This window comes from Enterobacter cloacae complex sp. P29RS, assembly GCF_014893445.1.
Lineage (GTDB): Bacteria > Pseudomonadota > Gammaproteobacteria > Enterobacterales > Enterobacteriaceae > Enterobacter > Enterobacter intestinihominis.
Genome location: NZ_JADBPZ010000028.1, coordinates 30,512 through 57,336, shown reverse-complemented (window position 1 = coordinate 57,336; position 26,825 = coordinate 30,512). Strand labels below are relative to the sequence as shown.

Genomic DNA, 26,825 nt, shown 5'->3' with positions numbered 1-26,825 from the left:
CCCTCAGACCACGGGTAGAGGGCGCAAACTCCAAAACGGTTACGGAAGCTTACTCTCCAGCGGATTCTTGCTCAGGTAATCTGCGCATTCCACCGTTGGGCGGTCAACCTTGTACAGTTCCATGCCGTCATACTCCAGCGCCGCCCCATCACGATCGAGCGGATAGACGTCTCGTTTTTCGGTCACGTTATAATAATCAGCTGAACGCAGCATGATCTTACCCGGCACCGCGATAACGCGCTGCCACTGACGGCAGTCCAGGGTATCACCCTCTGGCGTCACCACCAGCGTGGCAATCGCCTCCGGGCTCACCATCGCGCTCTGCGGCCCTTTCGACTGCCAGTAACCTGCCAGATTCGAAGGTGCCGGATGCTTAACCACTTCCTGATAGTTTTCGACCTGAACGCATCCCGCTAACGTCAGCATTGCAGCCACAATTGCTACTTTTTTCATCATCTTTCCTGCATGCGAAGAAAAAAATATTGTGGCATTAAAGCCATCAGGCTGCCAGCGTAAGATTGGAAGGTTTCACACCTGCATCGACATCACGTCCTGATACGCCGACACCAGCTTGTTACGCACCTGCAACCCCATCTGCAATGACACCGACGCTTTTTGCAGATCGGCCATCACATCGTTGAGCGCCACGCCGGGTTCACCGAGGGTAAATCTCTCAGCCTGGGTACGGGCCGCGTTTTGCTTATCGCTGATCCGGTCCAGCGCCGCATGCAGTTGACCGGCGAAGCTAATGCCCTGCGGCTGGTCAGCCACGCTCTGATTACGGGCGGTCATCGCCGTTGCCTGTAACTGACTGAGTACCCCTTCAATGCCCTGTATAGCCATGACTCTCCCCTGGATGGTTTTTTACGAGGTCAAGACTAACAGCTTGTCAATAAGATAATGGCGGTAAATAGCGTTAAAAAACCAGGTTATTTGACGCATAGAAAATCCCGAATCATCAAATAATGGCAGGGCCATCAGTATGGAACTTTTGTCGTGTTTGCCGACCCGGGAGTCAGTTTTGTTTCTCTACACGAATAACGTAAACCACCAGGATTTAAGAGGTGCGCAATGAGTGCGACAGCAGCATCGACAGCGCCGCAGAATAAATCACTCGAGTGGATGAACCGCCTTCGCGCCAACCCTAAGATCCCGTTGATTGTGGCAGGCGCTGCCGCCATTGCGATCGTTGTCGCGATGGTCTTATGGGCAAAAAGCCCGGATTACCGCACGCTCTACAGCAACCTTTCCGACCAGGATGGCGGTGCCATCGTCACCCAGTTGACCCAGATGAACATCCCGTATCGCTTTGCCGATAACGGCGGTGCGCTTGAAGTGCCGGCAGATAAAGTGCACGAGCTTCGCCTGCGTCTCGCCCAGCAGGGACTGCCGAAAGGCGGCGCGGTTGGGTTTGAACTGCTGGATCAGGAAAAATTCGGCATCAGCCAGTTCAGCGAGCAGGTTAACTACCAGCGCGCGCTGGAAGGTGAGCTGGCCCGTACGATTGAAACCTTAGGCCCGGTGAAAAGTGCCCGCGTGCACCTGGCGATGCCAAAGCCGTCCCTGTTTGTTCGCGAACAAAAGTCCCCTTCTGCCTCTGTGACGGTTAACCTCGAACCCGGTCGTGCGCTGGATGAAGGGCAGATCAGCGCCGTCACGCACCTGGTCTCCAGTGCGGTAGCCGGTCTGCCGCCGGGTAACGTTACGCTGGTGGATCAGAGCGGTCACCTGCTGACGCAGTCCAACACCGCCGGGCGCGATCTCAACGACGCCCAGCTGAAATACGCTGCCGACGTGGAAGGCCGTCTCCAGCGTCGCATCGAAGCGATTCTGGGCCCGGTGGTGGGTAACAGCAACGTGCATGCGCAGGTCACCGCGCAGATTGATTTCTCGAATAAAGAACAGACCGAAGAGCAGTACGCCCCGAACGGGGATGCTTCTCGCGCCGTGTTACGCTCGCGTCAGATCAATGAGACGGAACAGGTCGGTGGCCAGTATCCTGGCGGCGTGCCGGGTGCGCTCTCTAACCAGCCTGCGCCTGCCAACGCCGCGCCAATCTCCACGCCGCCGGCCAACCCGCAGAACGGTCAGCAAACGAATCAGCAGACGACCTCGACCGCGAACAGTGCCGGCCCGCGTAACAGCAGCCGTAACGAAACGACCAACTACGAAGTCGACCGGACTATCCGCCATACCAAACTGAACACGGGAGATATTCAGCGTCTCTCTGTTGCCGTGGTGGTGAACTACAAAACGCTGCCGGACGGTAAACCGCTGCCGCTCACGGCGGAGCAGATGAAGCAGATCGAAGATTTGACCCGCGAAGCGATGGGTTTCTCTGAAAAACGTGGCGATACCCTCAACGTTGTGAACTCACCGTTCAACCCGATGGATGAGACCGGTGGCGAACTGCCGTTCTGGCAACAGCAGGCGTTCTTCGATCAGCTGATGTCCGCAGGCCGCTGGCTGCTGGTGCTGATTGTCGCGTGGCTGCTGTGGCGTAAGGGTGTCCGTCCTCAGCTTCAGCGTCGCGCTGAAGCCGAAAAAGCCGCGCTGGAACAGAAGAACGCGCGTCCGGACGAGGAAGAAGCGGTTGAAGTTCGTCTCAGCAAAGATGAACAGATGCAGCAGCGCCGTGCTAACCAGCGTATGGGCGCAGAGGTGATGAGCCAGCGCATTCGCGAAATGTCAGATAACGATCCGCGCGTCGTCGCGCTGGTCATCCGCGGTTGGATGGGTAACGAACATGAGTAATACGCTTACAGGCACCGATAAGAGCGTCATCCTGCTGATGACCATTGGCGAAGATCGCGCGGCGGAGGTGTTTAAACACCTCTCTCAGCGAGAAGTGCAGATCCTCAGCGCGGCGATGGCCAACGTGCGCCAGATCTCCAACAAGCAACTGACCGAAGTGCTGGCGGAGTTTGAGCAGGAAGCCGAGCAGTTTGCTGCGCTCAACGTCAACGCCAACGAATACCTGCGCTCCGTGCTGGTTAAGGCGCTGGGCGAAGAGCGCGCCGCCAGCCTGCTGGAAGATATTCTCGAAACGCGCGACACCGCCAGCGGGATCGAAACGCTCAACTTTATGGAACCGCAAAGCGCCGCCGATCTTATTCGCGACGAGCACCCGCAGATTATCGCCACCATTCTGGTCCACCTCAAACGGGGCCAGGCGGCCGATATTCTGGCGCTGTTCGACGAGCGCCTGCGCCACGACGTGATGCTGCGTATCGCCACCTTCGGCGGCGTCCAGCCAGCCGCGTTGGCGGAGCTGACCGAAGTGCTGAACAACCTGCTCGACGGCCAGAACCTCAAGCGCAGCAAAATGGGCGGCGTGAGAACGGCAGCGGAAATCATCAACCTGATGAAAACGCAGCAGGAAGAGGCGGTTATTACGGCGGTGCGCGAGTTCGACGGCGAACTGGCGCAGAAAATTATCGACGAGATGTTCCTGTTCGAAAACCTGGTCGAAGTGGACGATCGCAGCATCCAGCGCCTGCTTCAGGAAGTGGATTCGGAGTCCCTGCTTATCGCCCTCAAAGGCGCCGAGCAGCCGCTGCGCGAGAAGTTCCTGCGCAACATGTCCCAGCGTGCGGCCGATATCCTGCGCGACGACCTGGCCAACCGTGGCCCGGTGCGTTTGTCTCAGGTGGAGAACGAACAGAAAGCGATCCTGCTTATTGTTCGTCGTCTGGCAGAAACCGGCGAGATGGTGATTGGCAGCGGAGACGACACCTATGTCTGATGAACTGTCGTGGAAGCGCTGGACGCCTGACGACCTCTCCCCTCCCACCGCAGAGTTCACCCCTGCCATAGTGTCGTCCGATGAGGGCGACGCCGGGGCGGGCGTGCCCGAGCTGAGTGAAGAGGAACAGCGCGCCCAGATGCTGGCCCAGATGCAAATGCAGGCGCACGAGCAGGGCTTCAACGCCGGGATGAACGAAGGCCGTCAGACCGGGCACGCACAGGGTTATCAGGAAGGGCTGGCGAAAGGTTTAGAGCAGGGCATTGAGCAGGCGCGCCAGCAGCAGGCGCCGCTGCATGCCCGCATGCAGCAGCTGGTGAGCGAGTTTCAGCACACGCTGGATGCGCTGGACAGCGTGATTGCCTCGCGCCTGATGCAGATGGCGCTGGAGGCGGCCCGTCAGGTGATCGGCCAGACGCCGGTCGTGGATAACGCCGCGCTGATTAAGCAAATCCAGGGGCTGCTCCAGCAGGAGCCGCTGTTCAGCGGCAAACCGCAGCTGCGCGTGCATCCTGATGATTTGCAGCGCGTGGAAGAGAGCCTCGGCGCGACGCTGAGCCTGCACGGCTGGCGGCTGCGCGGCGATCCGTCGCTCCATCACGGAGGCTGTAAGGTCTCGGCGGATGAGGGCGATCTGGATGCCAGCGTCGCGACCCGCTGGCAGGAACTGTGCCGCCTGGCGGCACCGGGAGTCGTCTGATGACCGCTCGCCTTACGCGCTGGCTTAACACGCTCGATAATTTTGAAACGAAGATGGCGCAGCTGCCATCCGTTCGTCGTTATGGACGCCTGACGCGTGCCACCGGTCTGGTCCTGGAAGCCACGGGTCTGCAACTTCCGCTCGGCGCCACCTGCGTGATTGAGCGTCAGGACGGGAGTGAGACGCGTGAAGTGGAAAGTGAAGTGGTCGGGTTTAACGGCCAGCGACTGTTCCTCATGCCCCTTGAGGAAGTGGAAGGGATTTTGCCCGGCGCCCGCGTCTACGCGAAAAACATTAGCGGTGACGGCCTGCAAAGCGGCAAACAGCTCCCGCTCGGTCCGGCGCTGCTGGGCCGCGTGCTGGACGGGAGCGGCAAACCGCTCGATGGCCTGCCCTCCCCTGATACCACCGAAACCGGCGCGCTGATCACCCAACCCTTTAACCCGCTGCAACGCACGCCAATCGAGCACGTACTGGATACCGGCGTGCGGCCAATTAACGCCCTGCTCACCGTGGGACGCGGCCAGCGTATGGGGCTGTTTGCCGGCTCCGGCGTGGGTAAATCGGTCCTGCTCGGCATGATGGCGCGTTATACCCAGGCGGACGTTATCGTCGTCGGCCTGATTGGTGAGCGTGGTCGCGAAGTCAAAGATTTCATCGAAAACATTCTTGGTGCGGAGGGTCGCGCCCGCTCGGTGGTGATCGCCGCCCCGGCGGACGTGTCGCCGCTGCTGCGTATGCAGGGTGCCGCCTACGCCACGCGTATCGCGGAAGATTTCCGCGACCGGGGCCAACACGTGCTGCTGATTATGGACTCCCTGACCCGCTACGCGATGGCGCAGCGTGAGATTGCGCTGGCCATCGGCGAGCCGCCCGCCACCAAAGGTTACCCGCCGTCGGTCTTCGCCAAGCTCCCGGCGTTGGTTGAGCGCGCGGGGAACGGCATCAGCGGCGGAGGCTCCATCACCGCGTTCTATACGGTACTGACCGAAGGCGATGACCAGCAGGACCCGATTGCCGACTCCGCGCGCGCGATCCTCGACGGCCATATCGTGCTGTCGCGCCGTCTGGCCGAAGCCGGGCACTACCCGGCGATTGATATTGAAGCGTCGATCAGCCGTGCGATGACGGCCTTGATCACTGAGCAACACTACGCCCGCGTGCGTAACTTCAAACAACTGCTCTCCAGCTTCCAGCGCAACCGCGATCTGGTAAGCGTCGGGGCGTACGCCAAAGGCAGCGATCCGATGCTCGATAAAGCGATTGCCCTCTGGCCGCAGCTGGAGGCATTTCTGCAACAGGGTATTTTTGAACGCGCCGACTGGGAAGATTCCCTCCAGGCACTGGAGCTGATTTTCCCGCAGGTGTAACACAGGTGGAGGGCGAAGGTCATGGCGCAGAACAGCGCGTTATCAACGCTGAAAGATCTGGCTGAAAAAGAAGTTGATGATGCCGCATTGCAACTTGGCGCAATGCGACGCGGGTGCCAGCAGGCTGAAGAACAGTTGAAGATGTTAATCGACTATCAGCATGAATATCGCACCAACCTTAACACCGACATGACGCAGGGCATTGGTAGCCAGCGCTGGATTAACTATCAGCAGTTTATCCAGACGCTGGAAAAGGCGATTGAGCAGCATCGCCAGCAGCTTAACCAGTGGACGCAAAAAGTCGATACCGCGCTGAATTTCTGGCGCGAGAAAAAACAGCGGTTGCAGGCCTGGCAAACCTTACAGGACCGGCAGATTGCAGCCTCGACCCTGGCGGAAAACCGTCTGGATCAGAAAAAAATGGATGAGTTTGCCCAGCGCGCATCAATGAGGAAACCAGAATGATCACACTGCAACAACTGCTGATGACCGACAGCGACCCGTCCGGCGGCACACTGACCGGAAAAGGCGCTGAGGGCGCGCAAGATTTTCTCTCTCTGCTGGCGGGCGCGCTGACCGAGACCACCGGCAAAGGCAAAGATGCTCCGCTGACGCTGGCCGATCTGAAAGCGGCGGGAAGCAAGCTGTCGACAGCGGCACAGCAAAAAAACGGTGATACCACGCTCCAGGCCAAAATCGCCGAGCTGCTCTCCCGCCAGGAGACCCTGACTGATGAAGATACCGCCGTCTCCCTGCAAAGCCTCGTCTCCGGTCTGAAACCCGCAGCGAATACGGATGCGCTGAAGGCGCTGACCCGGATGGACGCGAAAGCAAACAGCGAGACCACGACTGAAGAAGAGGAGCTGGCCGGGTTAAGCGCGCTGATGGCAATGTTACCGCACCAGCAGACTACCACCCCAATGGCGACGCAGCCAGCAAGCACCGGGGAGGTCGCCCCCCGTGCCGCCCTCCCCTCTGCGCTAGCCCAGACGGACAACGGCCAGCATCAGCCGCTTAGCCATGCGTTAACGGGTCAGGAAAAAACGTCGGTTCAGGACAGCGACACGTCGCTGCCCGCCACGGCAGCCGTTACGCCAGCTGTTGCCGCCGTCGCGGAGAAACAGGACGTAGTGAGCACGGCGTCGTCTGCCGTCAGCCCAACCGCGACGCTGGCACCGATCATCAGTCACCTGGCAACCCCCCAGTCTGCCGCTACCGTTGCGACCGCGCCGGTGTTAAGCCAGCCGCTGGGCACGCACGAATGGCAGCAGAATCTAAGCCAGCACATCACCCTGTTCACCAGACAGGGCCAACAGACCGCAGAGCTACGCCTGCACCCGGAAGATCTGGGTCAGGTGCAAATTTCGCTTAAGCTGGATGACAACCAGGCGCAGTTGCAGATGGTTTCGCCCCACAGCCACGTTCGTGCGGCGCTGGAAGCGGCTCTGCCGATCCTGCGCACGCAGCTTGCGGAAAACGGCATACAGCTTTCCCAAAGCAGCGTCAGCAGCGAAGGCTTTGCCGGGCAGCAGCAATCTTCATCCGGGCAACAACAGCACGCTTCGCGTTCAGGCCAGCATGGCGGGTTTAACGAGGAGAGCGAAGAGTTATTGCCAACCCCTGCCGCCCTGCAATCCGCCGCGCGCGGCAGCCGTGCCGTAGACATCTTTGCCTAAACGCCAGAGGTAACGTGATTATCCCCGTCTTTTCCACGCTTTGACCTAAGCCGGACACGGGATAATCACCGTATTAAGCTGTACCGAAACAGGAAGCTCGTATCAGATGACAGACTCCGCTATCACCAAAAAAAGCAAGCGTTCCATCTGGATCCCGCTGCTGGTGTTGATTACCCTCGCGGCCTGCGCCACCGCAGGCTACAGTTACTGGCGTATGCAGCAGGAACCCTCCAGCGCAGCCGCCAAAGCTGAAGCGCCGCCTCCACCGGCGCCGGTCTTCTACCCGCTGGATACATTCACCGTGAACCTCGGCGATGCGGATCGCGTGCTTTACGTGGGCATTACGCTGCGTCTGAAAGATGAAGCGACCCGTGCACGTCTGAACGACTACCTGCCAGAAGTGCGTAGCCGTCTGCTGCTGCTGTTTTCTCGTCAGGATGCCTCCGCGCTCGCCACCGATGTGGGCAAGCAAAAGCTGGTCGATGCGATCAAACAGACGCTGGCGACCCCGCTGGTCAACGGCCAACCTAAGCAGGAAGTCACTGACGTTCTGTATACAGCCTTCATTCTGCGGTAACGACATGGGCGACAGTATTCTTTCTCAGGCAGAAATCGATGCGCTGCTCAATGGCGACAGCGATAAGAGTGACGATCCGAAGCCGGGTCTGACCGGCGACGATAATATTCGTCCCTACGATCCCAATACCCAGCGTCGCGTGGTGCGCGAGCGTTTACAGGCGCTGGAGATCATCAACGAACGTTTCGCACGTCAGTTCCGAATGGGGCTGTTTAACCTGCTGCGTCGTAGCCCGGATATCACCGTCGGTGCGATCCGCATTCAGCCGTATCATGAGTTTGCCCGCAACCTGCCGGTGCCAACCAACCTTAACCTGATCCATCTGAAACCGCTGCGCGGTACCGGCCTGGTGGTGTTCTCGCCAAGCCTGGTGTTCATCGCGGTGGATAACCTGTTCGGTGGCGATGGCCGTTTCCCGACCAAAGTGGAAGGCCGCGAGTTTACCCATACCGAACAGCGCGTTATCAACCGCATGCTGAAGCTGGCGCTGGAATCCTACAGCGACGCGTGGAAAGCGATTAACCCGCTGGAAGTGGAGTACGTCCGTTCCGAGATGCAGGTGAAGTTTACCAACATCACCACTTCACCGAATGACATCGTGGTGAACACCCCGTTCCACGTCGAAATCGGCAACCTGACGGGCGAGTTCAACATCTGCCTGCCGTTCAGCATGATTGAACCGCTGCGCGAACTGCTGGTGAACCCGCCGCTGGAGAACTCACGCCATGAAGATCAGAACTGGCGTGAGAACCTGGTGCGCCAGGTTCAGCACTCGCAGCTGGAGCTGGTGGCTAACTTTGCCGACATCTCCATGCGGTTATCGCAGATCCTGAAATTACAACCCGGCGACGTTTTGCCGATAGATAAACCCGACCGCATTATTGCCCATGTGGATGGCGTACCCGTGCTGACAAGCCAGTACGGCACAATTAACGGCCAGTATGCGTTACGCGTTGAGCACTTGATCAACCCGATTTTGAATTCGCTGAATGAGGAACAGCCCAAATGAGTGAAATGAACAATCCGTCCGATGAAAACAGCGGAGCACTGGACGATCTGTGGGCTGACGCGTTAAACGAGCAAAAAACGACGCCGACGAAAAGCGCGGCAGACGCGGTCTTCCAGCAGTTAGGCGGCGGCGACGTCAGCGGGACGTTACAGGACATCGACCTGATTATGGACATTCCGGTCAAGCTGACCGTTGAGCTGGGCCGCACCCGCATGACTATTAAAGAGCTGCTGCGCCTGACGCAGGGTTCCGTGGTAGCCCTGGACGGTTTAGCGGGTGAGCCACTGGATATTCTGATCAACGGCTACCTGATTGCACAGGGCGAAGTAGTGGTGGTGGCCGATAAATACGGCGTACGTATCACCGACATCATTACCCCTTCCGAACGTATGCGTCGCCTGAGCCGTTAAGTATGAAAACCCAGGCAACACTGTCCGCGCCCTCCGCCGTACCCGGCTCCCCGCTGCTTCAGGTGAGCGGCGCGCTGTTCGGTATTATTGCCTTTATCCTTATCGCCGCCTGGCTGGCAAAGCGTTTCGGGCTGGCGGGGAAAACGGCCGGCACGCGCGGACTGAAGGTCAGCGCCAGCACCACACTCGGCCCACGCGAGCGCGTGGTCATTGTGGAAGTGGAAGATGCGCGACTGGTGCTGGGCGTGACCGCCTCCAGCATTAACGTTCTTCACACGCTGCCCCCTGCGCCTGTCACGGTGGAGGCTAACGCCCAGGCCCCTGCGGATTTTCAGTCCGTTATGAAGAGTTTGCTCAAGCGTTCCGGGAGATCCTGATGCGCCGTTTGTTATTGCTTACGCTGGCAGGTCTGGGCCTGTTCGCGCCTTCTGTGTATGCGCAGCTGCCGGGGCTGGTTTCCACGCCGCTGGCGAACGGGGGACAAAGCTGGTCCCTCTCCGTGCAGACGCTGGTGTTCATCACCTCACTGACCTTTATCCCGGCGATCCTGCTGATGATGACCAGTTTCACCCGCATCATCATTGTGTTTGGTCTGCTGCGAAATGCGCTCGGCACGCCGTCCGCGCCGCCCAATCAGGTGCTGCTGGGTTTAGCCCTGTTCCTGACCTTTTTCATTATGTCGCCGGTGATCGACAAGATTTACACCGAGGCGTACCAGCCGTTCAGCGAAGATAAAATTTCCATGCAGGTTGCCCTGGAAAAGGGGGCTCAGCCATTACGTGAATTTATGCTTCGCCAGACGCGCGAAGCGGATTTGGCCCTGTTTGCCCGTCTCGCTAACACGGGCGAGTTACAGGGACCGGAAGCGGTGCCGATGCGCATTCTGCTGCCAGCGTATGTGACCAGTGAGCTGAAAACGGCGTTCCAGATTGGCTTCACCATTTTCATTCCGTTCCTGATTATTGACCTGGTGATCGCCAGCGTCCTGATGGCGCTCGGGATGATGATGGTCCCGCCCGCAACCATTGCCCTGCCCTTTAAGATCATGCTGTTCGTGCTGGTCGACGGCTGGCAGCTGCTGGTCAGCTCGCTGGCGCAGAGTTTCTACAGTTGAGGAGCGCGCAATGACGCCTGAGTCGGTCATGATGATGGGCACGGAAGCGATGAAAGTCGCGATTGCCGTCGCCGCGCCCCTGCTTCTGGTTGCGCTGGTAACCGGTCTGATTATCAGTATTCTTCAGGCCGCCACGCAGATTAACGAAATGACCCTGTCGTTCATCCCGAAGATCATCGCCGTCTTCGTGGCGATTATCGTTGCCGGGCCCTGGATGCTCAATTTGCTGCTGGACTACATGCGCAACCTGTTCACCAATCTGCCTTACATCATCGGCTGACGGACGATGCTGCAATTCACCAGCGATCAGTTTGTTCAGTGGCTCGGGATCTATTTCTGGCCGATGCTGCGCATCATGGCGCTGATCTCCACCGCCCCCATACTCAGTGAAAAGTCGGTGCCTAAACGCATCAAAATTGGGTTGGGCATGGTTATCACCATTATCGTTGCCCCTTCCCTGCCGGCGGTGGATATTCCGATTTTTTCCCCGAATGCGATCTGGATTGCCCTGCAACAGGTGATGATTGGCGTGGCGGTCGGATTTACGATGCAGCTCGCCTTCGCCGCGGTACGAACGGCGGGCGAACTGATCGGTTTGCAGATGGGTCTGTCTTTCGCGACGTTCGTTGACCCGGGCAGCCATCTGAATATGCCCGTGCTGGCGCGTATTATCGACCTGCTGGCGATGCTGTTGTTTCTCTCGTTCAACGGCCACCTGTGGCTCATCTCTATGCTGGTGGACACCTTCCACACGCTGCCGATTGGCGACAACCCGGTGAACAGTAACGCTTTTCTGGCGCTGGTGCGGGCTGCCGGGCTGATCTTCCTCAACGGGCTGATGCTGGCGCTGCCTGTCATAACCCTGTTGCTCACCGTTAACCTCGCATTGGGTTTACTCAACCGAATGGCCCCGCAGCTGTCGGTATTCGTCATCGGCTTTCCGGTGACGTTGACGGTTGGCCTTTTATTAATGTCATTATTGATGCCACTTATCGCCCCCTTCTGCGAGCATTTATTCAGCGAGATATTCAATCTCTTAGCGGATATTGTCAGCGAACTTCCACACAAATAATAACCCGCAGTGTTTGCAATGTCTTTCTGAGGATATTCCTAAAAATAATCTTGAAAAACATCTACCAGGATATATCTGACGCGGTTTAAATGTTTCTAACCACCTCACAATACTTAATATTTACTTTACTTTAAGATGATTCCTGGCAAATTATACGTAACTTTACGGGATAGTGAGTTCGCCTGAAAGTCTTTGTCATGCTCACAGGTTTTATTAGATTTTTTCCATCCCGTATGGCTGTTTATGAGCTCTCAGGCAGGTGGTGAATTATCGTTACGCATTGAGTGAGGGTATGCCATGTCAACGATCATTATGGATTTATGCAGCTACACCCGGCTAGGGTTAACCGGGTACTTAGCAAGCAGAGGGGTAAGAAAGAGAGACATCAACGATGCACACACCGTTGAAGAACTCGCAGCCGCTTGTGAGACTCACAAGCCCGGCGTGGTGTTTATTAATGAGGACTGTTTCATTCACGACCCCGCTAACAGTCAGCACATTAAGCAGATCATTAATCAGCATCCCAGAACCCTGTTTATTGTTTTTATGGCGATCGCCAATATTCATTTCGATGAGTATTTGTTGGTGCGTAAAAACTTATTAATCAGTTCGAAATCGATTAAACCAGAGTCGCTTGATGACATTCTGGGCGATTATTTGAATAAAGAAGTTAAGAATGTAGGGGCGGTTAACTTACCCACTCTATCATTAAGCAGAACTGAATCAAGTATGCTAAGAATGTGGATGGCTGGACAAGGGACAATTCAGATCTCAGACCAGATGAATATCAAGGCAAAAACAGTATCGTCACACAAAGGAAATATTAAAAGGAAAATTAAAACGCATAATAAGCAAGTGATATACCATGTCGTACGCCTGACAGATAATGTGACGAATGGGATTTTCGTTAATATGCGCTAATTTGCACGGCCATGTTGTACCCTACCTTGATCTCTGGCCTGGCCAGAGATTTTGCTTTTCAGCAGCCGGGCCGGGGAGAAGACGCCCCGACGCCGCCCTATTCCGCCGTTTCCACAAAGATCCCATCCGGGTGCCCCAGTTCGTTGAAGAACCAGATGCCGAGCGGGTAATCTTCCAGCGACACCAGATACATTGTGCCTTCATTAAACTCTTCTATTGCCAGCACCACGCCCGGGCGGCGCGGCCCACCGTCCGTTTTGACGGTTACCCGATCGTTGACCTTCATACATTCCTCCTGTGGTTTTGAGCCAGTGTAGAACAAATTACCCTGGCTGGCATCGCCGCCTGACGCGAATGGCGTTTTTGTGTGCGGTCTATACTTAGCTGTTGAGACGGTTAAATGAGGAGCCCGCCATGAAGACTGACAAAGAGTACAGCGACACCATTAAGCGTGAGGTGGAAGTGGATGTCGATGCCCTGCTTGCCGCCATTAATGAAATCAGTGAGTCCGAAGTTCATCGCGCGGAGGATAATTCAGACCGTGTCGTGGTCAATGGTCGTGATTACCATACCTACCGTGAACTGGCTGAAGCATTCGAGCTGGATATCCATGACTTTAGCGTCTCGGAAACGAACCGCTAAGGCGAAAAAAATCCCGGTCATGGGGATGACCGGGATCAAACTTGCTTATGCAAGAAGCACTTGTAAATTCGTTACACCAGGAAATCTGATGCAGGTAAGACATTATCCCCAACAGATTTGTCTTACAAGCATATATTCTCTTAGCGAATATTATATTTTATACATGTGAATTTTGGTTATGAGTATAAACATGCGCTGCGTGTGGGTTTATCGGGATCGTTTCCACTTCAACGGGACATCAATGCTGAGTTTTTTTAAGACTTTTCTTAGATGAACATCATTATTCAGGAGACGTTATGCCTTCGCTAAAGGAGACTCTGCTCGTCTTTACCGATCTCGACGGTACGCTGCTGGATTTTCACACTCTCGACTGGCAGCCTGCCGCTTCCTGGCTGAAGAGATTACAGGATGAACAGGTACCAGTCATTCTGTGCAGCAGCAAAACCGCGTCCGAAATGCGTGACATCCAGCAGGAACTTGGCCTTGGCGGGCTGCCCTACATTGCGGAAAACGGCGCGGTGATCCAGCCTGACGTAAGGTGGGAAAACGCCGCACGGTTCATCTCAGAAAAGAAGCATGACGATATCTGGCAGTTTATTGCCCGGGTACGCCAGGAGATGCATCTGAAATTCACCACCTTTGACGATGTGGATGAGCGCGTGGTCGCCGAATGGACCGGGCTAAGCCGTCCCCGTGCGGCGCTTGCACGTAAACACGAGGCTTCCGTGACGCTGATCTGGCGTGACAGTGATGAACAAATGAAACGCTTCGCAGCCGAACTGGCCCGGCAGGGGCTGAAGATCGTCCCGGGTGCTCGCTTCTGGCATATTCTGGACACGAGCTGTGGCAAAGACGTGGCGGTGCACTGGCTTGTGGAACAGTATCGCCTGCACGACGGATTTGACCCGACAACGCTGGGCCTGGGCGACGGCCCCAATGATGCCCCTCTGCTGGACAGCGTAGCCTTCGCCGTGGTGGTGAAAGGCTTCAACCGGGAGGGGGTCAGCCTTAAGAACAACGATCCCACACGGGTTTATCGCACTCAGCACACCGGACCGGCCGGCTGGCGCGAGGGGCTTGATTACTTTTTAACGTGATCCTGCCAGATGACCCGGTTACGCCCGCGCTGTTTCGCCTCATACAGACGCGCATCGGCGGTGGATTGCAGATTTTCGAAGTGATAATTGCCCTTCTCCTGCGCGCCAGAGACGCCAAACGACGCGCTCACGCGCAGGGTAGTACTTTTCTTAATCAGGATCTCTTTGCTGTCGATACGCTCACGGATCTGCTCTGCAACTTCCGCCGCCTCTTCAAGCGTCATGCCGGGCAGCACCACACAGAACTCTTCGCCGCCGACGCGCCCGGCAATATCTTTAGTGCGCAGGGTACTGGCAATCAGCCCCGCAGCATGGGACAACACCTTATCACCCGCCTGGTGCCCGAACCGGTCATTAATGCTCTTAAAGCAGTCAAGATCGATCTGGATGACAGAGAAAGGCAGCGCCTGCTGTTCACACTGCTTCGCCAGTATTTTCGCCCGCTCAAACAGCGACCCACGATTATTCAACCGGGTCAGAGGGTCGTGCCAGGCCTGCCATTGCAGCGAATTCTGCAACGAATACATATTACTGACCATGCGCCGGATCACCAGCCATGAGATGAGCAGCATCGCGGTGAACAGCGCCCAAAGCAATGCCAGCACAATACTGATGCTGCCGAAATCGCCGCGCACCCCTTCTTCCAGGGTGTGCACGCGCAGGACGATGCCATCAAAGTGGTCGAGACGCTCCCAACTGACAAAACGACTCCCCAGGCGAATGCCGCCTTCGGAATCCGATTCTATTGCGTGCGCTATCTGCGCTAGTTCGGGCGCGTCAAAATGATTAACGTCCGCAGCAGATGATCCAGACGTCGCGAGCAGGGTGAGACGACTGTCATACAGCTGGTATTCCCCTTCCGGGTTATCGCCTACGGCCTCCACCAGCAGACGACGCAGGGTGGCAAAGGTGAAATCCATCGCCACCACGCCATACCAGACGTGATTGTAATAAACAGGCACACTGGCGGTGATCAGCGGCTTTTTGCCCACAAAGGAGGAAGGAGGCGAGATAAACCAGCGCACGGCACGCGCACGGTTCTCACGCTCGGACTGTTGGGTAAACCAGGGCTGAGTGACCAGATGGTAGTAACGCTGCACGATATCGCTGGCATTTTCCGGCGTATCCGTTTCCAGAAAGAATCCGGCGCGAGAGACATAAATCACGCGCTCTTCGTTGCCGGAAGAACTGGATGCCAGACGCAATAAATACCCCACTTCAAGCGCGGCGGACAGTTCATTATCAAGAAACTCATCATCGCGATTCAGAAGGGTGGTCTTTTCAACGAAGGCATCAGACACACCGTTGATCGGCAATGTGCGCTGTTTATCAACCTCAATTTGCCAGGTGGGGGATGCGCGCAAACGGGCAAAACGCTTTACCGCATCATGCAGCACGCCAAACGCCAGCGGCGTTTCCAGCGCATCACGCATGCTGTGGCGAAAAAACAGCATTTTATCGACGCTGAACTGGAGTTGTCTGTCCAGCGCACTGGCAACCGTTTCCAGATGGTTACGCTGACTGGAGATATAGGCATCTTCCAGTACCACAACTTCGCGCCAGGTCAGGAGGGTGGAAAAGATCAGGACAACGATAAAACAGAGGTTAACAACCAAACGGGGATTGCTACGCTTATGCAGCCACTGCAAAAAAGATTGTTTTACAACAAAGGTATTGTGCTGCACACGCACTCCCTGAGTGTCGCTCACCATCCGATATGATAAGTCTTCTGCCAGTAAAAACGCCCGGCAAGGCCGGGCGTTGTGTGATTAAGCCTTATCGCGTTTTTGCCTTTTATCACCAGGCTGAAGCTCATCTTCACGAAAAGCCTCCCGCTTAATGCCGTATCCGTCATGCCACCGACACTCCACCATTCCACTGGAATAACCGGTGACAATCATGCATGGACCACCATTCTTTGGCTTAACTTCATCACTGACCAAAAAGACCATACCTGCCTCCTGTATCAGGGTGAAACGTTTTCAATTTAGACGAGGAATGGTCTTTTTGCATCCGGGGTCAGCAAAAATTAATGCGATTTTCCGCGTACTTTTTCTACCAGCTTGACCACTGCCACCACAATGACACCTACGATAAAGCCCAACACAAGGTTAAGCAGCGTCGGCAGAATGGCGGCGATCACCGAACCATGTCCCGACGCCAGATGTTCAATTGCATGATGCAGCGAAGCAACGCCGTGCACGATAATACCGCCGCCGACCAGGAACATCGCCAGAGTTCCCACTATCGACAAACTTTTCATCAGCCACGGCGCCAGCACCAGCAGGCTTTTGCCGATAACGCGGGCAATGGCGCTGGATTTTTTTTCCAGCCAGAAGCCGATATCATCCAGCTTGACGATGAGACCGACCAGCCCATACACCCCAACCGTTACAAGAATGGCAATCAACGAAAGCACCATGACCTGATTCATCAGCGGTGCTTCGGATACGATCCCAAGCGTAATCGCCACAATCTCGGCCGAAAGGATAAAGTCAGTACGGATCGCACCTTTGACCTTATCGCGCTCGAACGTTTTTGGATCCTGCGCGGCCAGCGCTTCCAGACGCTGCTGGCGCATTTCCGGGGTGTCTTTCTCTTTGCGTGCGGCAAACATATGCAACACTTTTTCGGCACCCTCGAAGCACAGGAACGCCCCGCCAATCATCAGCAATGGCGTAATGGCCCAGGGTATAAAGGCGCTAATCAGAAGCGCCAGCGGAACAAGGATCACCTTGTTAATAAAGGACCCTTTCGCTACGCCCCACACCACCGGCAGCTCACGGTTCGCCCGCACGCCGCTGACCTGCTGCGCGTTAAGCGACAAGTCATCCCCCAGTACCCCGGCGGTTTTTTTCGCCGCCAGTTTTCCCATGACTGAAATGTCATCCAGCAAGGTGGCGATATCGTCCAGTAATGTTAATAAGCTACTTCCTGCCAAAATCTCTATCCTTCTTTTTTTGCTAATTAAGTGAATAGTATGGAACAAAACTCAGCGCCCGGAAACAGGCACCTCACGTCAACAAAAATTTCACATTAACAACACAATTAAAGCACTCGCCAGCCCGATAGTTTTGGCGTTAACTATGAGCGAACTTTTTATTTCGTCGTGAGGGACTATGCGTTTTCGGCATTTATTACCGCTCATTGGAGCACTTTTTTCCCTGTATATCATCTGGGGATCCACCTACTTTGTCATTCGTATTGGCGTGGAAAGCTGGCCCCCGCTGATGATGGCCGGTATTCGTTTCCTTACGGCTGGCGTGCTGCTGATGGCGTTTTTATTGCTGCGCGGCCACAGGCTACCGCCACTGCGTCCCCTGCTTAACGCCGCCATGATTGGCCTGCTGCTGCTGGCGGTGGGCAATGGCGCAGTAACCGTCGCCGAACACCAGAACGTGCCGTCGGGCATCGCCGCCGTGGTCGTCGCGACCGTGCCGCTGTTTACGCTCTGCTTTAGTCGTCTGTTCGGGATCCGCACCCGTAAGCTCGAATGGCTGGGCATCGCGATTGGGCTTGTAGGTATTATCATGCTGAACAGCGGCGGAAACCTGAGCGGAAACCCCTGGGCTGCCGTTATGATCATGATCGGCTCAATGAGCTGGGCCTTCGGCTCGGTCTACGGCTCCCGCATTGAGCTGCCCTCCGGGATGATGGCGGGTGCCATTGAAATGCTCGCGGCAGGCATCGTGCTGCTGATTGCCTCGGCGTTGACGGGTGAAAAACTGACGGCAATGCCAGATCTCTCAGGTTTCCTGGCCGTCGGGTATCTGGCGCTGTTTGGCTCGATTATTGCCATCAACGCCTATATGTACCTGATCCGCAACGTCTCACCGGCGGTTGCCACCAGCTACGCCTACGTTAACCCGGTGGTTGCCGTGCTGCTGGGTACCGGTTTTGCGGGCGAAGTGCTGTCGACGATTGAATGGCTGGCGCTGGGCGTGATTGTCTTTGCCGTGGTGCTGGTCACGTTGGGTAAATATTTACTGCCCGCGAAACCCATTGTCACGGCGTGTGAGGTGGAGAAACCGTGATCGGGTGAATGCCCTGGGTATCGATCTGCGCGGCCTGACCGCCGCCGCAGATCCACTCTTCCAGCCGCTCCGTCAGTTCCACGTCATTCAGCTTCATTCTTCCGCGCAGTGCGCACTCCCAGACAATCAGTACCCGCCAGCCCTGGGCGTAAAGCTGCGAAACATCGCGTTTATCACGCTCGACGTTCCTGCCAATCTTCTCCAGCCAGAAGTCGGTGCGTGTCGCCGGGACTTTAAACAGATAGCAGTCGTGATAATGCCAGAAACAGCCGTGGGTAAAGATGATGCATTGATACGCATCGATCACGAAATCAGGACGCCCGGCAAGCGTGGCATCCTGAACCCTGAATTCAAACCCGATGGAGGTCAGGAGGCCAGCGATCCGTTTTTCGATCGCGGTATCACGCGTGCCGATGGCACGCATGTTTTTACTCCGCGTGGCCTTATTGTGAACGTCCGCCATTGACGGCCTCACTCTGACGCAGCTGAACGGCCTTGCTGATGCGTGAGGCCAGCAGTTTTGCGACGGCGGCAAAGGCTGGCACCACCACCGAGTTGCCAAACTGACGATAGGCTTGTGTATCCGACACCGGAATGCGAAAACTGTAGCCCTGCGGCGCCTCAAAGCCCATTAAGCGGGCGCACTCGCGCGGCGTTAAGCGCCGCGGTCGGTGCTGTTGATTCTGAGGGTCGTCGAAATCTTTTTCGCCCAGCGCCTTATCCCAGCCCCGATCGATAAGAATTTCCGCGCCATCTTTGTAATAGCGCGCCGACAGCGTACGCGTCACGCTGTCAGGATTAAGCGGATTGACCATGCCAAACCCAAAGCCATTGCCTTTGGCCTGATGCTTTTTGGCATAGCGATAGAGGTATTTCCACAGCACTGGCGTCAGAATGAATTTCGCATCGACGGCGGGCTCCAGCAAATCGGCCACTGTCGGACGGCGCGCTGGATACAGCGAGGGCAAATCGCGCAGCGTAAAATCGCCTTTCAGATTGAGATCGCGGCGGAATCCCACCAGCACGATGCGCTCGCGGTGCTGTGGCAGGAAGTGTTTGCCGTCGATAATTTTCGGATCGTCCGGCCCCATATCCTCTGCATCCGCCACGTCGTAACCCAGTTCATCCAGCGTTTGCATGATAATGCGGAAGGTTTTGCCGCCGTCATGGCTCTTTAAATTCTTGACGTTCTCCAGCACAAAAATTGCCGGGCGGCGGGCATCAATAATCCGGGCAACATCAAAGAACAGTGTGCCCTGCGTATCACAGGCAAAGCCGTGTGCGCGTCCCAGCGCGTTCTTTTTCGACACGCCAGCCAGTGAGAACGGCTGACACGGAAAGCCTGCCAGCAGCACATCGTGCGCCGGAATGGTGTTGCGAATGTGCTCAGCGGCTTCTTCGTCGCTGACGCCGGTTTTGTGGCTCAGGGTGACGTCGCGGATGTCGGCATTAAACTGGTGCTCGTCGGGGTCGCAGTACCAGTTCGCCTTATAGGTGCGGACGGCATGTTTGTTCCATTCACTGGTGAACACGCACTGCCCGCCAATAGCTTCAAAGCCATGGCGAATGCCGCCAATACCGGCAAAGAGATCGATAAAGCGAAAGGCATAATTCGGATGCGCAGCAGGCGGGTGCGGCAGCAGGTTACGCAGATAACAGAACTCGCCGTCGCTCAGGCGGTGCCCTGCCCTGTCGCTTATCAGCAGCCGCTTGAGTATTGCCGGGCTCCAGTGGCTCTCGCCATGTGCCACCAGCTGGTTTGCCAGCGTTTTAGCATCATACATTTCCAGCAGCTGACGCAGGAGTGCCTGCACGGCTGCCGTTGATTTCTCAACCCGCTCAGGCGCGGGCACAGTCACTGATCGATTTTCCTGCATTCTCTTAACCGGACAATAAAGACAGAAAACAGAGTACCACAGTTCAGGATCGCACACTGCGACGGAAATGGGTCAATATCTGGCTGTCGGTTCCGAGGTAATCGCCCTGTAATTCGGCACTCAGCTTCGCCATAAACTGGATCAGAAAATCGGCATTGTGACGCGCAAGTTCGCGTCCCCGTGCGGTTTGCATGGTGTCCGGCAGGCGCAGGAGTTTGGTCTGAAAGTGATCGAGCGCGAAAGCTTTATCATCCAGCGCACGCGCCCCGGCAAACGGGTCGTCGGCATTAAACAACGCGGTGCCCAGCGCACCGGACACGGCAAAGACGCGCGCAAGGCCGATGGCGCCTAACGCCTCCAGCCGGTCGGCATCCTGGACCGTTTTGGCCTCCGGGCTTTGCGGCGCGATACCGGCACTGAAGCTGTGAGCTTCAATGGCATGCTCAACGGCCGCATACCGATCGGGCGGAAAATCAGGAAAATCGCGGCTCAGGATCTGGCGCGTTTCTCGCGCTGCCAGCCGCGAGGAGTGACTACGCTGCGGGTGATTTTTCGGCAGGCTGACAATGTCATGGAAGTAGCATGCGGTCAACACAACCAGCGGATCGCAATCCCCGTCAGCCATAATGGCCTGCGCCGTCATCCAGACGCGGCGAAAATGGGCGATATCGTGCGCCGCATCATCAGTAAAATGATTTTCGTCGAGCCAGCGCTCAAAACGGTGCTGCCACTGCGCAAGTTCCATCATTCCATCCTGTTGCTCAAAAGAGAGTGAATTATAATACACCCGAATCAAAACCCTTAATAAATAGAATTTCGAAATACTTAATAATAATTACCCGCTATATTTTCAATGAATTAATTCACGCGAAAAATAAAGAGATAAAAAGAAATATTTTGTAATATTTTTACCAGTTTAATTACATTTATTTTTGAACCTAAATAATAATCCATAGAATAGTATCAGCCATGTAGTTACGGAGGGTAATTACATATATTCAGACAATTTATATTTAAAGGGAATATATAATGAAAAGAAAAGTTCTGGCAATTCTCGTACCCGCGTTATTAATGGCTGGCGCAGCAAATGCGGCGGAAATGTATAACAAAGACGGCAACAAAGTTGACCTGTACGGTAAAGTTGATGCACGTCATACCTTCTCCGACAACCCAGGCGACGACGGCGATGAAACCTATGTCCAGATTGGTTTCAAAGGCGAAACACAAATTAATAACGATCTTATTGGTTACGGCCAGTGGGAATATAAAACCTACGCTAACGATACCGAAGGCGCAGGCGACACCTCTTTTAACCGTCTGGCCTTTGCTGGCCTGAAATACGGCGAATATGGCTCATTCGATTATGGCCGTAATTACGGCGTCGTGTATGACGTTGAAGCCTGGACCGATATGCTGCCAGTATTTGGTGGCGACTCCTATACCTGGACCGACAACTATATGGTTGGCCGTACTAACGGTGTGGCGACCTACCGTAATAATGACTTCTTCGGTCTGGTTAACGGCCTGAACTTTGCACTGCAATATCAGGGTGCTAATGAAGGTGCTAACGCAAACGAAAATCAGGAAGGCACCAAAAATGGCCATGATGATGTTCGTTTCCAGAACGGCGACGGCTTCGGTATGTCAACTACCTATGACTTCGATTTCGGTCTGTCGCTGGGTGCCGCTTATTCATCGTCTGACCGTACCAACGACCAGGTTGCTTACGGCGCAGGTACCTATAATCGCTTCAGCAAATATGCCGGCGGTGAACGTGCGGAAGCGTGGACAATCGGTGCAAAATACGATGCGAATGATGTCTACCTGGCAATGATGTATGCGGAAACCCGCAACATGACTCCGTACAGCAACGATGGCATCGCCAACAAAACTCAGAACTTTGAAGCCGTAGCGCAGTACCAGTTTGACTTCGGTCTGCGTCCATCCCTGGCGTGGGTCTATTCAAAAGGCATCGATTTGGGTGGTAACGATTATCATCCAGGCAATGGTTATGACTATGTAGACCAGGATCTGGTTAACTACATCGACGTGGGCATGACCTACAGCTTCAACAAGAACTTCTCCACCTACGTTGATTATAAAATCAACCTGCTGGACGAAGATGATGCCTTCTACAGTGACAACGGTATTGCAACCGATGACATCGTTGGCATCGGTATGATCTACCAGTTCTGATCCCCATAAATAGCAAAGCCCGCAACGCGGGCTTTTTTTATTTGACGCTGAAATATTACGGCGCTTCCTGCAAGGCCAGGCGAACAAACCCGTTATTCTGTGCCAGTAATTCATGCGCTTTCCAGGCATCCATACCCGTCAGCACCATAAGCACCGCCGTTTTACACTGATGGTTACAGCTTTCCAGCGCCGCCTTCGCCTGCGCCCGGGAGCATCCCCCCGCTTCCATTACAATGGCAATTTGTCGCTCGGCCCATCTGGTATTGCTTGCCTCCAGATCAACACGCAGGTTGCTGTACACCCGTCCTGTCCGTATCGCCAGACCGGTGGTGACCATATGCATTATCATGCTTTGCGCAATGCCCGCTTTGGCGTTGGTATACCCGGCAACCACATCCGCGCCCAGATCGGGGGCAATAACCATGCTCGCCAGCTGCGCCGCTTCACTTTGCGCATCCTCCGTAATGAGCGCGACCGTTGAGCCCAGAGACCACGCATGACGCATCGCGCCCCAAACCCATGGCGTTTTGCCGCTGACGGACAGCGCCAGCATCATGTCGTGCTCGCCGAATTTTATCGTCTGAAGGTCGGCAACGCCGCGCGCGTAGCTTCCGGCGTTATCGCCTGCTGTCATCGCAATGACCGAATGTTTTCCCGGCGCGAACGCTTCTGCCGCCTGCTTCGCCACACCTCCGGACGCGCCTGCGCCGATCAGCACCAGACGTCCGCCGTGACTAAGCGTCGCCGCCGCGTTATCCACCACGCGAGCCAGCATACTTAAGTGAGGGGTAAGTGCAGAAGAGATTTGTGCGTCATCCTGGTGTATGACATTAAGCATATCCAGCGTAGATAATCTGTCGATGTTCATCGTGCTGGCGTGCCGTCTTTCCCTGGCCGTACCGGTAAGCATAATGCTCATAAACTGCCTCCTTATTATGAGTACCCCCACACTATAAAGTGTTTTATACAGGTCACATGAGAGAAGGCTCACGAAACGCCTCTCTTTACATGGCTTTATGAAAAGCCCGTCATCAGCGATAATTAGCCCTTTCTTTTTCATCGCGGAGTGTTAATGAGCGATTTGCAGCCCTTCCCCCCGACGCGCAAGCGCCCTATGAAGCTGAATACGCTGGTTACGCTGATGGTGTGCGCCATTATCGGTTCTGTGCTGCTGGTGGTCTTCGCGCTGTACTCTGTGCAGATCACCCGTGCCACGCGCGATGACGTGAAAGATACTGCGCTGGGTATCGCCCGAACGCTGGCCGACAGCCCGGAGATCAAGCGTGGCCTGATGGTATCGCCGCAGGCCGGCATCATCCAGCCGATTGCCCAGGCGGTGACGAAGCGCAACGACCTGCTGTTTACCGTGGTTACCGACCTGCGTGGGATCCGCTATTCTCATCCAAACGAAGCGCTGTTAGGTTTGCATTTTATTGGCGACGATCTGACGCCCGCCCTCGAAGGGAAAGAGAATGTCTCCGTGAACCGCGGCGCACTCGCGGAAGCACTGCGCGTCTTTACGCCCGTTTATGACGAGCGGCACGACCAGATCGGCGTGGTCGTGGTGGGTATTTCGCTGAATAAAGTTGAAGATCAGATTGCCCGCGGTCGGCTCAATGCCGTGTGGACTATCTTATTCAGCGTTCTGATGAGCTCAGTGGCGATATGGGGTCTGGTCCGGGTTCTGAAACGTATTCTCTTCGGGCTGGAGCCTTACGAGATCTCCGCCCTCTTTGAGCAGCGCCAGGCCATGTTGCAGTCCCTGCGCGAAGGCGTGATGGCTGTTGATATGCACGGGCGCGTGACGATGATTAACCACACCGCCAGAGAAATTTTGCTCCTGAGCTCGGGTGAGCACTCCGAGAGCAGCGGCGAACCATTGCTGGTCAGCCTGCGGGAAGTGGCGAAAACCGGCATTGCTCGTCAGGATCAAGAGATCGGCTGTAACGGACGGCTACTGCTGTGCAACATGGTCCCCGTGAAAAGCCAGAATCAGGTCATCGGGGCAATCAGCACCTTCCGCGATAAGACCGAAATCAGCCAGTTAATGCAGCGTATCGATGGTATGGTCAACTATGTTGATGCCCTGCGCTCACATACGCATGAGTTTATGAACAAGCTACACGTGATCCTCGGCCTGCTGCACATGAAGCGCTACGATAAGCTGGAAGAGTACATCATCCAGACCGCACAGAATTATCAGACGGATATCGGCGCGATACAGCGCAAGGTTAAATCGCCGGTCATTGCGGGTTTCCTGCTGGGTAAAATCAACCGCGCCAAAGAGGCGGGAGTGACCCTGACGCTGGCCGAGGAGAGTCAGCTTCCTGACACCAGCAATGAAGAGCAGGTTGCGGTTCTGATCACCGTGCTGGGCAATTTAATCGAAAATGCCCTGGATGCGATGGAAGGTCAGCCGGAAGGCGAGATCGGCCTGCTGCTGCATTATCAGAACGGCTGGCTGAGCGGTGAGGTCAGCGATGACGGTCCCGGCATTGATCCCGAGCGGCTGGAGGCTATTTTTACAAAGGGCTACTCAACAAAAGGTGAAAACCGTGGCGTTGGGCTGTTCCTTGCACGTCAGCAGATCCAGAACCTGGGCGGAGATATTACCGTCGAGTCGGAGCCTGGCGTATTTACCCAATTTTTTGTTCAGATCCCCTGGGATAGCGAGAGGAATATCGCGTGATAAATGTATTAATTGTCGATGATGACGCCATGGTAGCCGACCTCAACCGTCTGTATGTTAACCGCGTTGAGGGTTTTAACTGCTGCGGCGTCGCTTCCACGCTCAACCAGGCCGAAGCATTGATCGCAAACCCAGGCCAGCCGATCGATCTGGTGCTGCTGGATGTCTATATGCAGCAGGATAACGGGCTGGATCTATTGCCCATCATCCGCGCATCGGGCCGCCCGATTGACGTTATCATGATTTCGTCGGCCTCCGACGCCGCAACGATCCAGACGTCGATGCACTATGGCGTGGTGGATTACCTGATTAAACCGTTCCAGTTCCCGCGTTTTGAAGAGGCGCTGAACGGCTGGAAGGCAAAGCGCAGTCTGATGGGCTCGCATCAGTATTATGAACAGGCCGACGTCGACAGGCTGATCCACGGCGGCGCGCCGGAGCTGGCCGACAGCAAAAAATTACCGAAAGGCTTAACGCCGCAGACGCTGCGCACCATTTGCCAGTGGATCGACAGCCATCCGGAGATAGAATTTTCCACCGACGATCTGGCGAATGCGGTCAACATTTCCCGCGTGTCCTGCCGCAAATACCTGATCTGGCTGGCGCAAATCAATATCCTGTTCACCAGCATTCACTACGGTGCCACCGGTCGACCGGTATATCGCTACCGTTTGCAGCCGGAACAGGTCGGCCTGCTCAAACAGTACTGCCAGTAATTCGGTAGCTGTCGTCCAGAAGGGTAAAACGGAAGTGGTGCATCGAGGAGATCACCACTTCTTTTGTTTTGGTGACAAAAATGGCTTCAATATCGGGGCGCGAACGCAGCGCGGCGCAGCCCTGCTCCACGCCCATGCCGTAGATCAGCGTGGTCCAGATATCGCCGTCGAGGGAGTCTTGCGAAATAATCGTCACGCTGTCCAGTTCGTTATCCAGCGGGTAGCCGGTACGCGGGTCAAGTATGTGATGATAACGTTTGCCGTTCTGCTCGAAGTAGCGCTCATAGGTGCCTGACGTCACAACCGACCGGTTTTCTACCGTTATGGCGCCAATCAGCGCATCACCGGCGAACGGTTTTTTCAGGCCGACGTGCCAGCCGTCCTCCGGCAAGCCTAACGTCTGGACGTTGCCGCCAAGGTTGATCAACCCGAGTTCGGCGCCCTCTTTATGCAAGTAATCCCGCACCCTGTCGGCGATATAACCTTTGGCGATAGCCCCCAGATCGATCTCCATTCCCTGGCGTGTAAGAAACACGCTGCTGTTGGCGTCATCCAGTACCACGTTCGCAGGATCCGTGATACTCAGCAAGGCGGCGATCTCGTCCGCGGGCGGTACAGCGTCCCCCTTAAAGCCAATTTTCCAGCGTTTGACCAGCGGACCTATCGCCAGGTTGAACGCACTGTCTGTAGGCAGGCTGGCCGCTTTCGCGCAGCGGATCAGGTCAAACACCGGGCGACTGACGACAACCGGATGCTGACCGGCAGCATGGTTGACATCCATCACCTGCGAATCCGCACGGTTGACGGTGAGGAGATCTTCGTACTGTTTGATCAGGCGAAACACGCGGGACGCGAGGGCTTCGTCATGGGAGAAGAGTTTCAGGAGGATGGGCGAGCCCATCAGAACGGCGTTGTAGCTGTAAACGCGATGGCTATCAGGCATTACATAAGTCCTCAGATGTAGCCCCGGCAAGCACCGC

The 26,825-nt window shown here is 55.7% G+C and carries 30 protein-coding genes and 1 pseudogene; 20 read left to right on the top strand and 11 right to left on the bottom strand.

Annotation, left to right across the window (positions count from 1 at the left end):
* Positions 1 to 39: 39 nt before the first annotated feature.
* Both yedD and fliE read right to left on the bottom strand, forming a co-directional pair.
* Positions 40 to 453 carry a lipoprotein YedD gene (gene yedD, locus IM282_RS19210; RefSeq protein WP_048966296.1) on the bottom strand — a complete coding sequence of 138 codons (414 nt, stop codon included), beginning with the start codon at positions 451 to 453 and terminating at the stop codon, positions 40 to 42.
* Between the two features lie 75 nt (positions 454 to 528).
* Complete coding sequence (fliE, locus tag IM282_RS19205; protein WP_023300486.1) at positions 529 to 843, bottom strand: flagellar hook-basal body complex protein FliE; 315 nt, start codon at positions 841 to 843, stop codon at positions 529 to 531.
* A 228-nt stretch (positions 844 to 1,071) separates the two neighbouring features.
* Here fliE and fliF point away from each other — a divergent pair, with 228 nt between their 5' ends.
* From fliF to rcsA, 14 genes and pseudogenes are all read left to right on the top strand, one after another.
* A complete protein-coding gene (gene fliF / locus IM282_RS19200; RefSeq protein WP_192970736.1) occupies positions 1,072 to 2,754 on the top strand; it encodes a flagellar basal-body MS-ring/collar protein FliF in 1,683 nt (560 codons plus the stop codon).
* Entirely contained in the window at positions 2,747 to 3,745 is a 999-nt protein-coding gene (gene fliG, locus IM282_RS19195; RefSeq protein WP_003859608.1) for a flagellar motor switch protein FliG, read from the top strand. Before fliF ends, fliG begins: the two co-directional genes overlap by 8 nt.
* Positions 3,738 to 4,445, top strand: coding sequence for a flagellar assembly protein FliH (fliH, locus tag IM282_RS19190; RefSeq protein ID WP_022648550.1), 708 nt, complete (start codon positions 3,738 to 3,740; stop codon positions 4,443 to 4,445). Before fliG ends, fliH begins: the two co-directional genes overlap by 8 nt.
* A complete protein-coding gene (gene fliI / locus IM282_RS19185; RefSeq protein ID WP_032624018.1) occupies positions 4,445 to 5,815 on the top strand; it encodes a flagellar protein export ATPase FliI in 1,371 nt (456 codons plus the stop codon). Before fliH ends, fliI begins: the two co-directional genes overlap by 1 nt.
* 21 nt (positions 5,816 to 5,836) lie before the next feature.
* Entirely contained in the window at positions 5,837 to 6,280 is a 444-nt protein-coding gene (gene fliJ, locus IM282_RS19180) for a flagellar export protein FliJ (RefSeq protein ID WP_006811155.1), read from the top strand.
* The gene (fliK, locus tag IM282_RS19175) at positions 6,277 to 7,491 is read left to right on the top strand and encodes a flagellar hook length control protein FliK (protein ID WP_192970735.1); all 1,215 of its coding nucleotides are present in this window, start codon (positions 6,277 to 6,279) and stop codon (positions 7,489 to 7,491) included. Before fliJ ends, fliK begins: the two co-directional genes overlap by 4 nt.
* Positions 7,492 to 7,597: 106 nt before the next feature.
* Positions 7,598 to 8,068 carry a flagellar basal body-associated protein FliL gene (fliL, locus tag IM282_RS19170; protein ID WP_003859598.1) on the top strand — a complete coding sequence of 157 codons (471 nt, stop codon included), beginning with the start codon at positions 7,598 to 7,600 and terminating at the stop codon, positions 8,066 to 8,068.
* A 4-nt stretch (positions 8,069 to 8,072) separates the two neighbouring features.
* On the top strand, positions 8,073 to 9,077 hold the full coding sequence (gene fliM / locus IM282_RS19165; RefSeq protein WP_006811158.1) for a flagellar motor switch protein FliM: 1,005 nt from the start codon (positions 8,073 to 8,075) through the stop codon (positions 9,075 to 9,077).
* Positions 9,074 to 9,487, top strand: coding sequence for a flagellar motor switch protein FliN (gene fliN / locus IM282_RS19160; protein ID WP_192970734.1), 414 nt, complete (start codon positions 9,074 to 9,076; stop codon positions 9,485 to 9,487). Before fliM ends, fliN begins: the two co-directional genes overlap by 4 nt.
* Positions 9,488 to 9,489: 2 nt before the next feature.
* A complete protein-coding gene (gene fliO / locus IM282_RS19155; protein WP_022648553.1) occupies positions 9,490 to 9,864 on the top strand; it encodes a flagellar biosynthetic protein FliO in 375 nt (124 codons plus the stop codon).
* A complete protein-coding gene (gene fliP / locus IM282_RS19150) occupies positions 9,864 to 10,601 on the top strand; it encodes a flagellar type III secretion system pore protein FliP (RefSeq protein ID WP_022648554.1) in 738 nt (245 codons plus the stop codon). The genes fliO and fliP overlap by 1 nt, the downstream gene beginning before the upstream one ends.
* 10 nt (positions 10,602 to 10,611) lie before the next feature.
* Positions 10,612 to 10,881, top strand: coding sequence for a flagellar biosynthesis protein FliQ (gene fliQ / locus IM282_RS19145; RefSeq protein WP_003859587.1), 270 nt, complete (start codon positions 10,612 to 10,614; stop codon positions 10,879 to 10,881).
* A gap of 6 nt (positions 10,882 to 10,887) precedes the next feature.
* Positions 10,888 to 11,680, top strand: a pseudogene (gene fliR, locus IM282_RS19140) (flagellar biosynthetic protein FliR); the annotation flags it as partial.
* A gap of 290 nt (positions 11,681 to 11,970) precedes the next feature.
* Positions 11,971 to 12,594, top strand: coding sequence for a transcriptional regulator RcsA (gene rcsA / locus IM282_RS19135; RefSeq protein ID WP_022648556.1), 624 nt, complete (start codon positions 11,971 to 11,973; stop codon positions 12,592 to 12,594).
* A gap of 97 nt (positions 12,595 to 12,691) precedes the next feature.
* On the opposite strand, the gene dsrB is transcribed toward rcsA, so the two are convergent.
* Positions 12,692 to 12,880, bottom strand: a complete 189-nt coding sequence (gene dsrB / locus IM282_RS19130) for a protein DsrB (protein WP_003859583.1) — start codon at positions 12,878 to 12,880, stop codon at positions 12,692 to 12,694.
* 128 nt (positions 12,881 to 13,008) lie between these two features.
* Here dsrB and yodD point away from each other — a divergent pair, with 128 nt between their 5' ends.
* Positions 13,009 to 13,236 carry a YodD family peroxide/acid resistance protein gene (gene yodD / locus IM282_RS19125; RefSeq protein ID WP_017383339.1) on the top strand — a complete coding sequence of 76 codons (228 nt, stop codon included), beginning with the start codon at positions 13,009 to 13,011 and terminating at the stop codon, positions 13,234 to 13,236.
* Between the two features lie 296 nt (positions 13,237 to 13,532).
* The gene (locus IM282_RS19120; protein WP_023306524.1) at positions 13,533 to 14,333 is read left to right on the top strand and encodes a mannosyl-3-phosphoglycerate phosphatase-related protein; all 801 of its coding nucleotides are present in this window, start codon (positions 13,533 to 13,535) and stop codon (positions 14,331 to 14,333) included.
* Here the strand turns inward: IM282_RS19120 and dgcQ are convergent.
* The 3 genes from dgcQ to IM282_RS19105 all read right to left on the bottom strand — a co-directional run bounded on the left by dgcQ (position 14,318) and on the right by IM282_RS19105 (position 17,277).
* Complete coding sequence (gene dgcQ / locus IM282_RS19115; protein ID WP_032671304.1) at positions 14,318 to 16,018, bottom strand: cellulose biosynthesis regulator diguanylate cyclase DgcQ; 1,701 nt, start codon at positions 16,016 to 16,018, stop codon at positions 14,318 to 14,320. The two genes, IM282_RS19120 and dgcQ, sit on opposite strands and share 16 nt — an antisense overlap.
* 84 nt (positions 16,019 to 16,102) lie before the next feature.
* Positions 16,103 to 16,285 (bottom strand): YodC family protein, encoded by a 183-nt coding sequence (locus tag IM282_RS19110; protein ID WP_022648559.1) that lies wholly within the window; start codon positions 16,283 to 16,285, stop codon positions 16,103 to 16,105.
* Between the two features lie 77 nt (positions 16,286 to 16,362).
* Positions 16,363 to 17,277, bottom strand: a complete 915-nt coding sequence (locus IM282_RS19105) for a DUF808 family protein (protein WP_169441341.1) — start codon at positions 17,275 to 17,277, stop codon at positions 16,363 to 16,365.
* Between the two features lie 175 nt (positions 17,278 to 17,452).
* Here IM282_RS19105 and yedA point away from each other — a divergent pair, with 175 nt between their 5' ends.
* Entirely contained in the window at positions 17,453 to 18,367 is a 915-nt protein-coding gene (gene yedA / locus IM282_RS19100; RefSeq protein WP_192970733.1) for a drug/metabolite exporter YedA, read from the top strand.
* Here yedA and IM282_RS19095 read toward each other — a convergent pair.
* From IM282_RS19095 to IM282_RS19085, 3 genes are read right to left on the bottom strand one after another with little or no spacing between them, the layout of a single operon-like run.
* Positions 18,339 to 18,830: a very short patch repair endonuclease gene (locus tag IM282_RS19095; RefSeq protein ID WP_192970732.1), complete on the bottom strand. Its 492-nt coding sequence runs from the start codon at positions 18,828 to 18,830 to the stop codon at positions 18,339 to 18,341. The genes yedA and IM282_RS19095 overlap by 29 nt on opposite strands.
* Positions 18,811 to 20,244 carry a DNA cytosine methyltransferase gene (locus IM282_RS19090; RefSeq protein WP_114138773.1) on the bottom strand — a complete coding sequence of 478 codons (1,434 nt, stop codon included), beginning with the start codon at positions 20,242 to 20,244 and terminating at the stop codon, positions 18,811 to 18,813. The genes IM282_RS19095 and IM282_RS19090 overlap by 20 nt, the downstream gene beginning before the upstream one ends.
* Before the next feature lie 43 nt (positions 20,245 to 20,287).
* A complete protein-coding gene (locus IM282_RS19085; protein ID WP_069596734.1) occupies positions 20,288 to 20,989 on the bottom strand; it encodes a phosphohydrolase in 702 nt (233 codons plus the stop codon).
* A gap of 284 nt (positions 20,990 to 21,273) precedes the next feature.
* Here IM282_RS19085 and ompC point away from each other — a divergent pair, with 284 nt between their 5' ends.
* Positions 21,274 to 22,440 (top strand): porin OmpC, encoded by a 1,167-nt coding sequence (gene ompC, locus IM282_RS19080; protein ID WP_192970731.1) that lies wholly within the window; start codon positions 21,274 to 21,276, stop codon positions 22,438 to 22,440.
* A gap of 55 nt (positions 22,441 to 22,495) precedes the next feature.
* On the opposite strand, the gene IM282_RS19075 is transcribed toward ompC, so the two are convergent.
* A complete protein-coding gene (locus IM282_RS19075; RefSeq protein WP_165715596.1) occupies positions 22,496 to 23,359 on the bottom strand; it encodes an N-acetylmuramic acid 6-phosphate etherase in 864 nt (287 codons plus the stop codon).
* A 153-nt stretch (positions 23,360 to 23,512) separates the two neighbouring features.
* Between IM282_RS19075 and IM282_RS19070 the strand changes: the two genes are divergently transcribed.
* Together IM282_RS19070 and dcuR are read left to right on the top strand one after the other, a co-directional pair.
* Positions 23,513 to 25,129, top strand: a complete 1,617-nt coding sequence (locus tag IM282_RS19070) for a sensor histidine kinase (protein ID WP_192970730.1) — start codon at positions 23,513 to 23,515, stop codon at positions 25,127 to 25,129.
* Positions 25,126 to 25,845, top strand: coding sequence for a two-component system response regulator DcuR (dcuR, locus tag IM282_RS19065; protein WP_023300497.1), 720 nt, complete (start codon positions 25,126 to 25,128; stop codon positions 25,843 to 25,845). Before IM282_RS19070 ends, dcuR begins: the two co-directional genes overlap by 4 nt.
* On the opposite strand, the gene IM282_RS19060 is transcribed toward dcuR, so the two are convergent.
* The gene (locus tag IM282_RS19060; protein WP_192970729.1) at positions 25,826 to 26,788 is read right to left on the bottom strand and encodes an FAD:protein FMN transferase; all 963 of its coding nucleotides are present in this window, start codon (positions 26,786 to 26,788) and stop codon (positions 25,826 to 25,828) included. The two genes, dcuR and IM282_RS19060, sit on opposite strands and share 20 nt — an antisense overlap.
* Between the last annotated feature and the right edge of the window lie 37 nt (positions 26,789 to 26,825).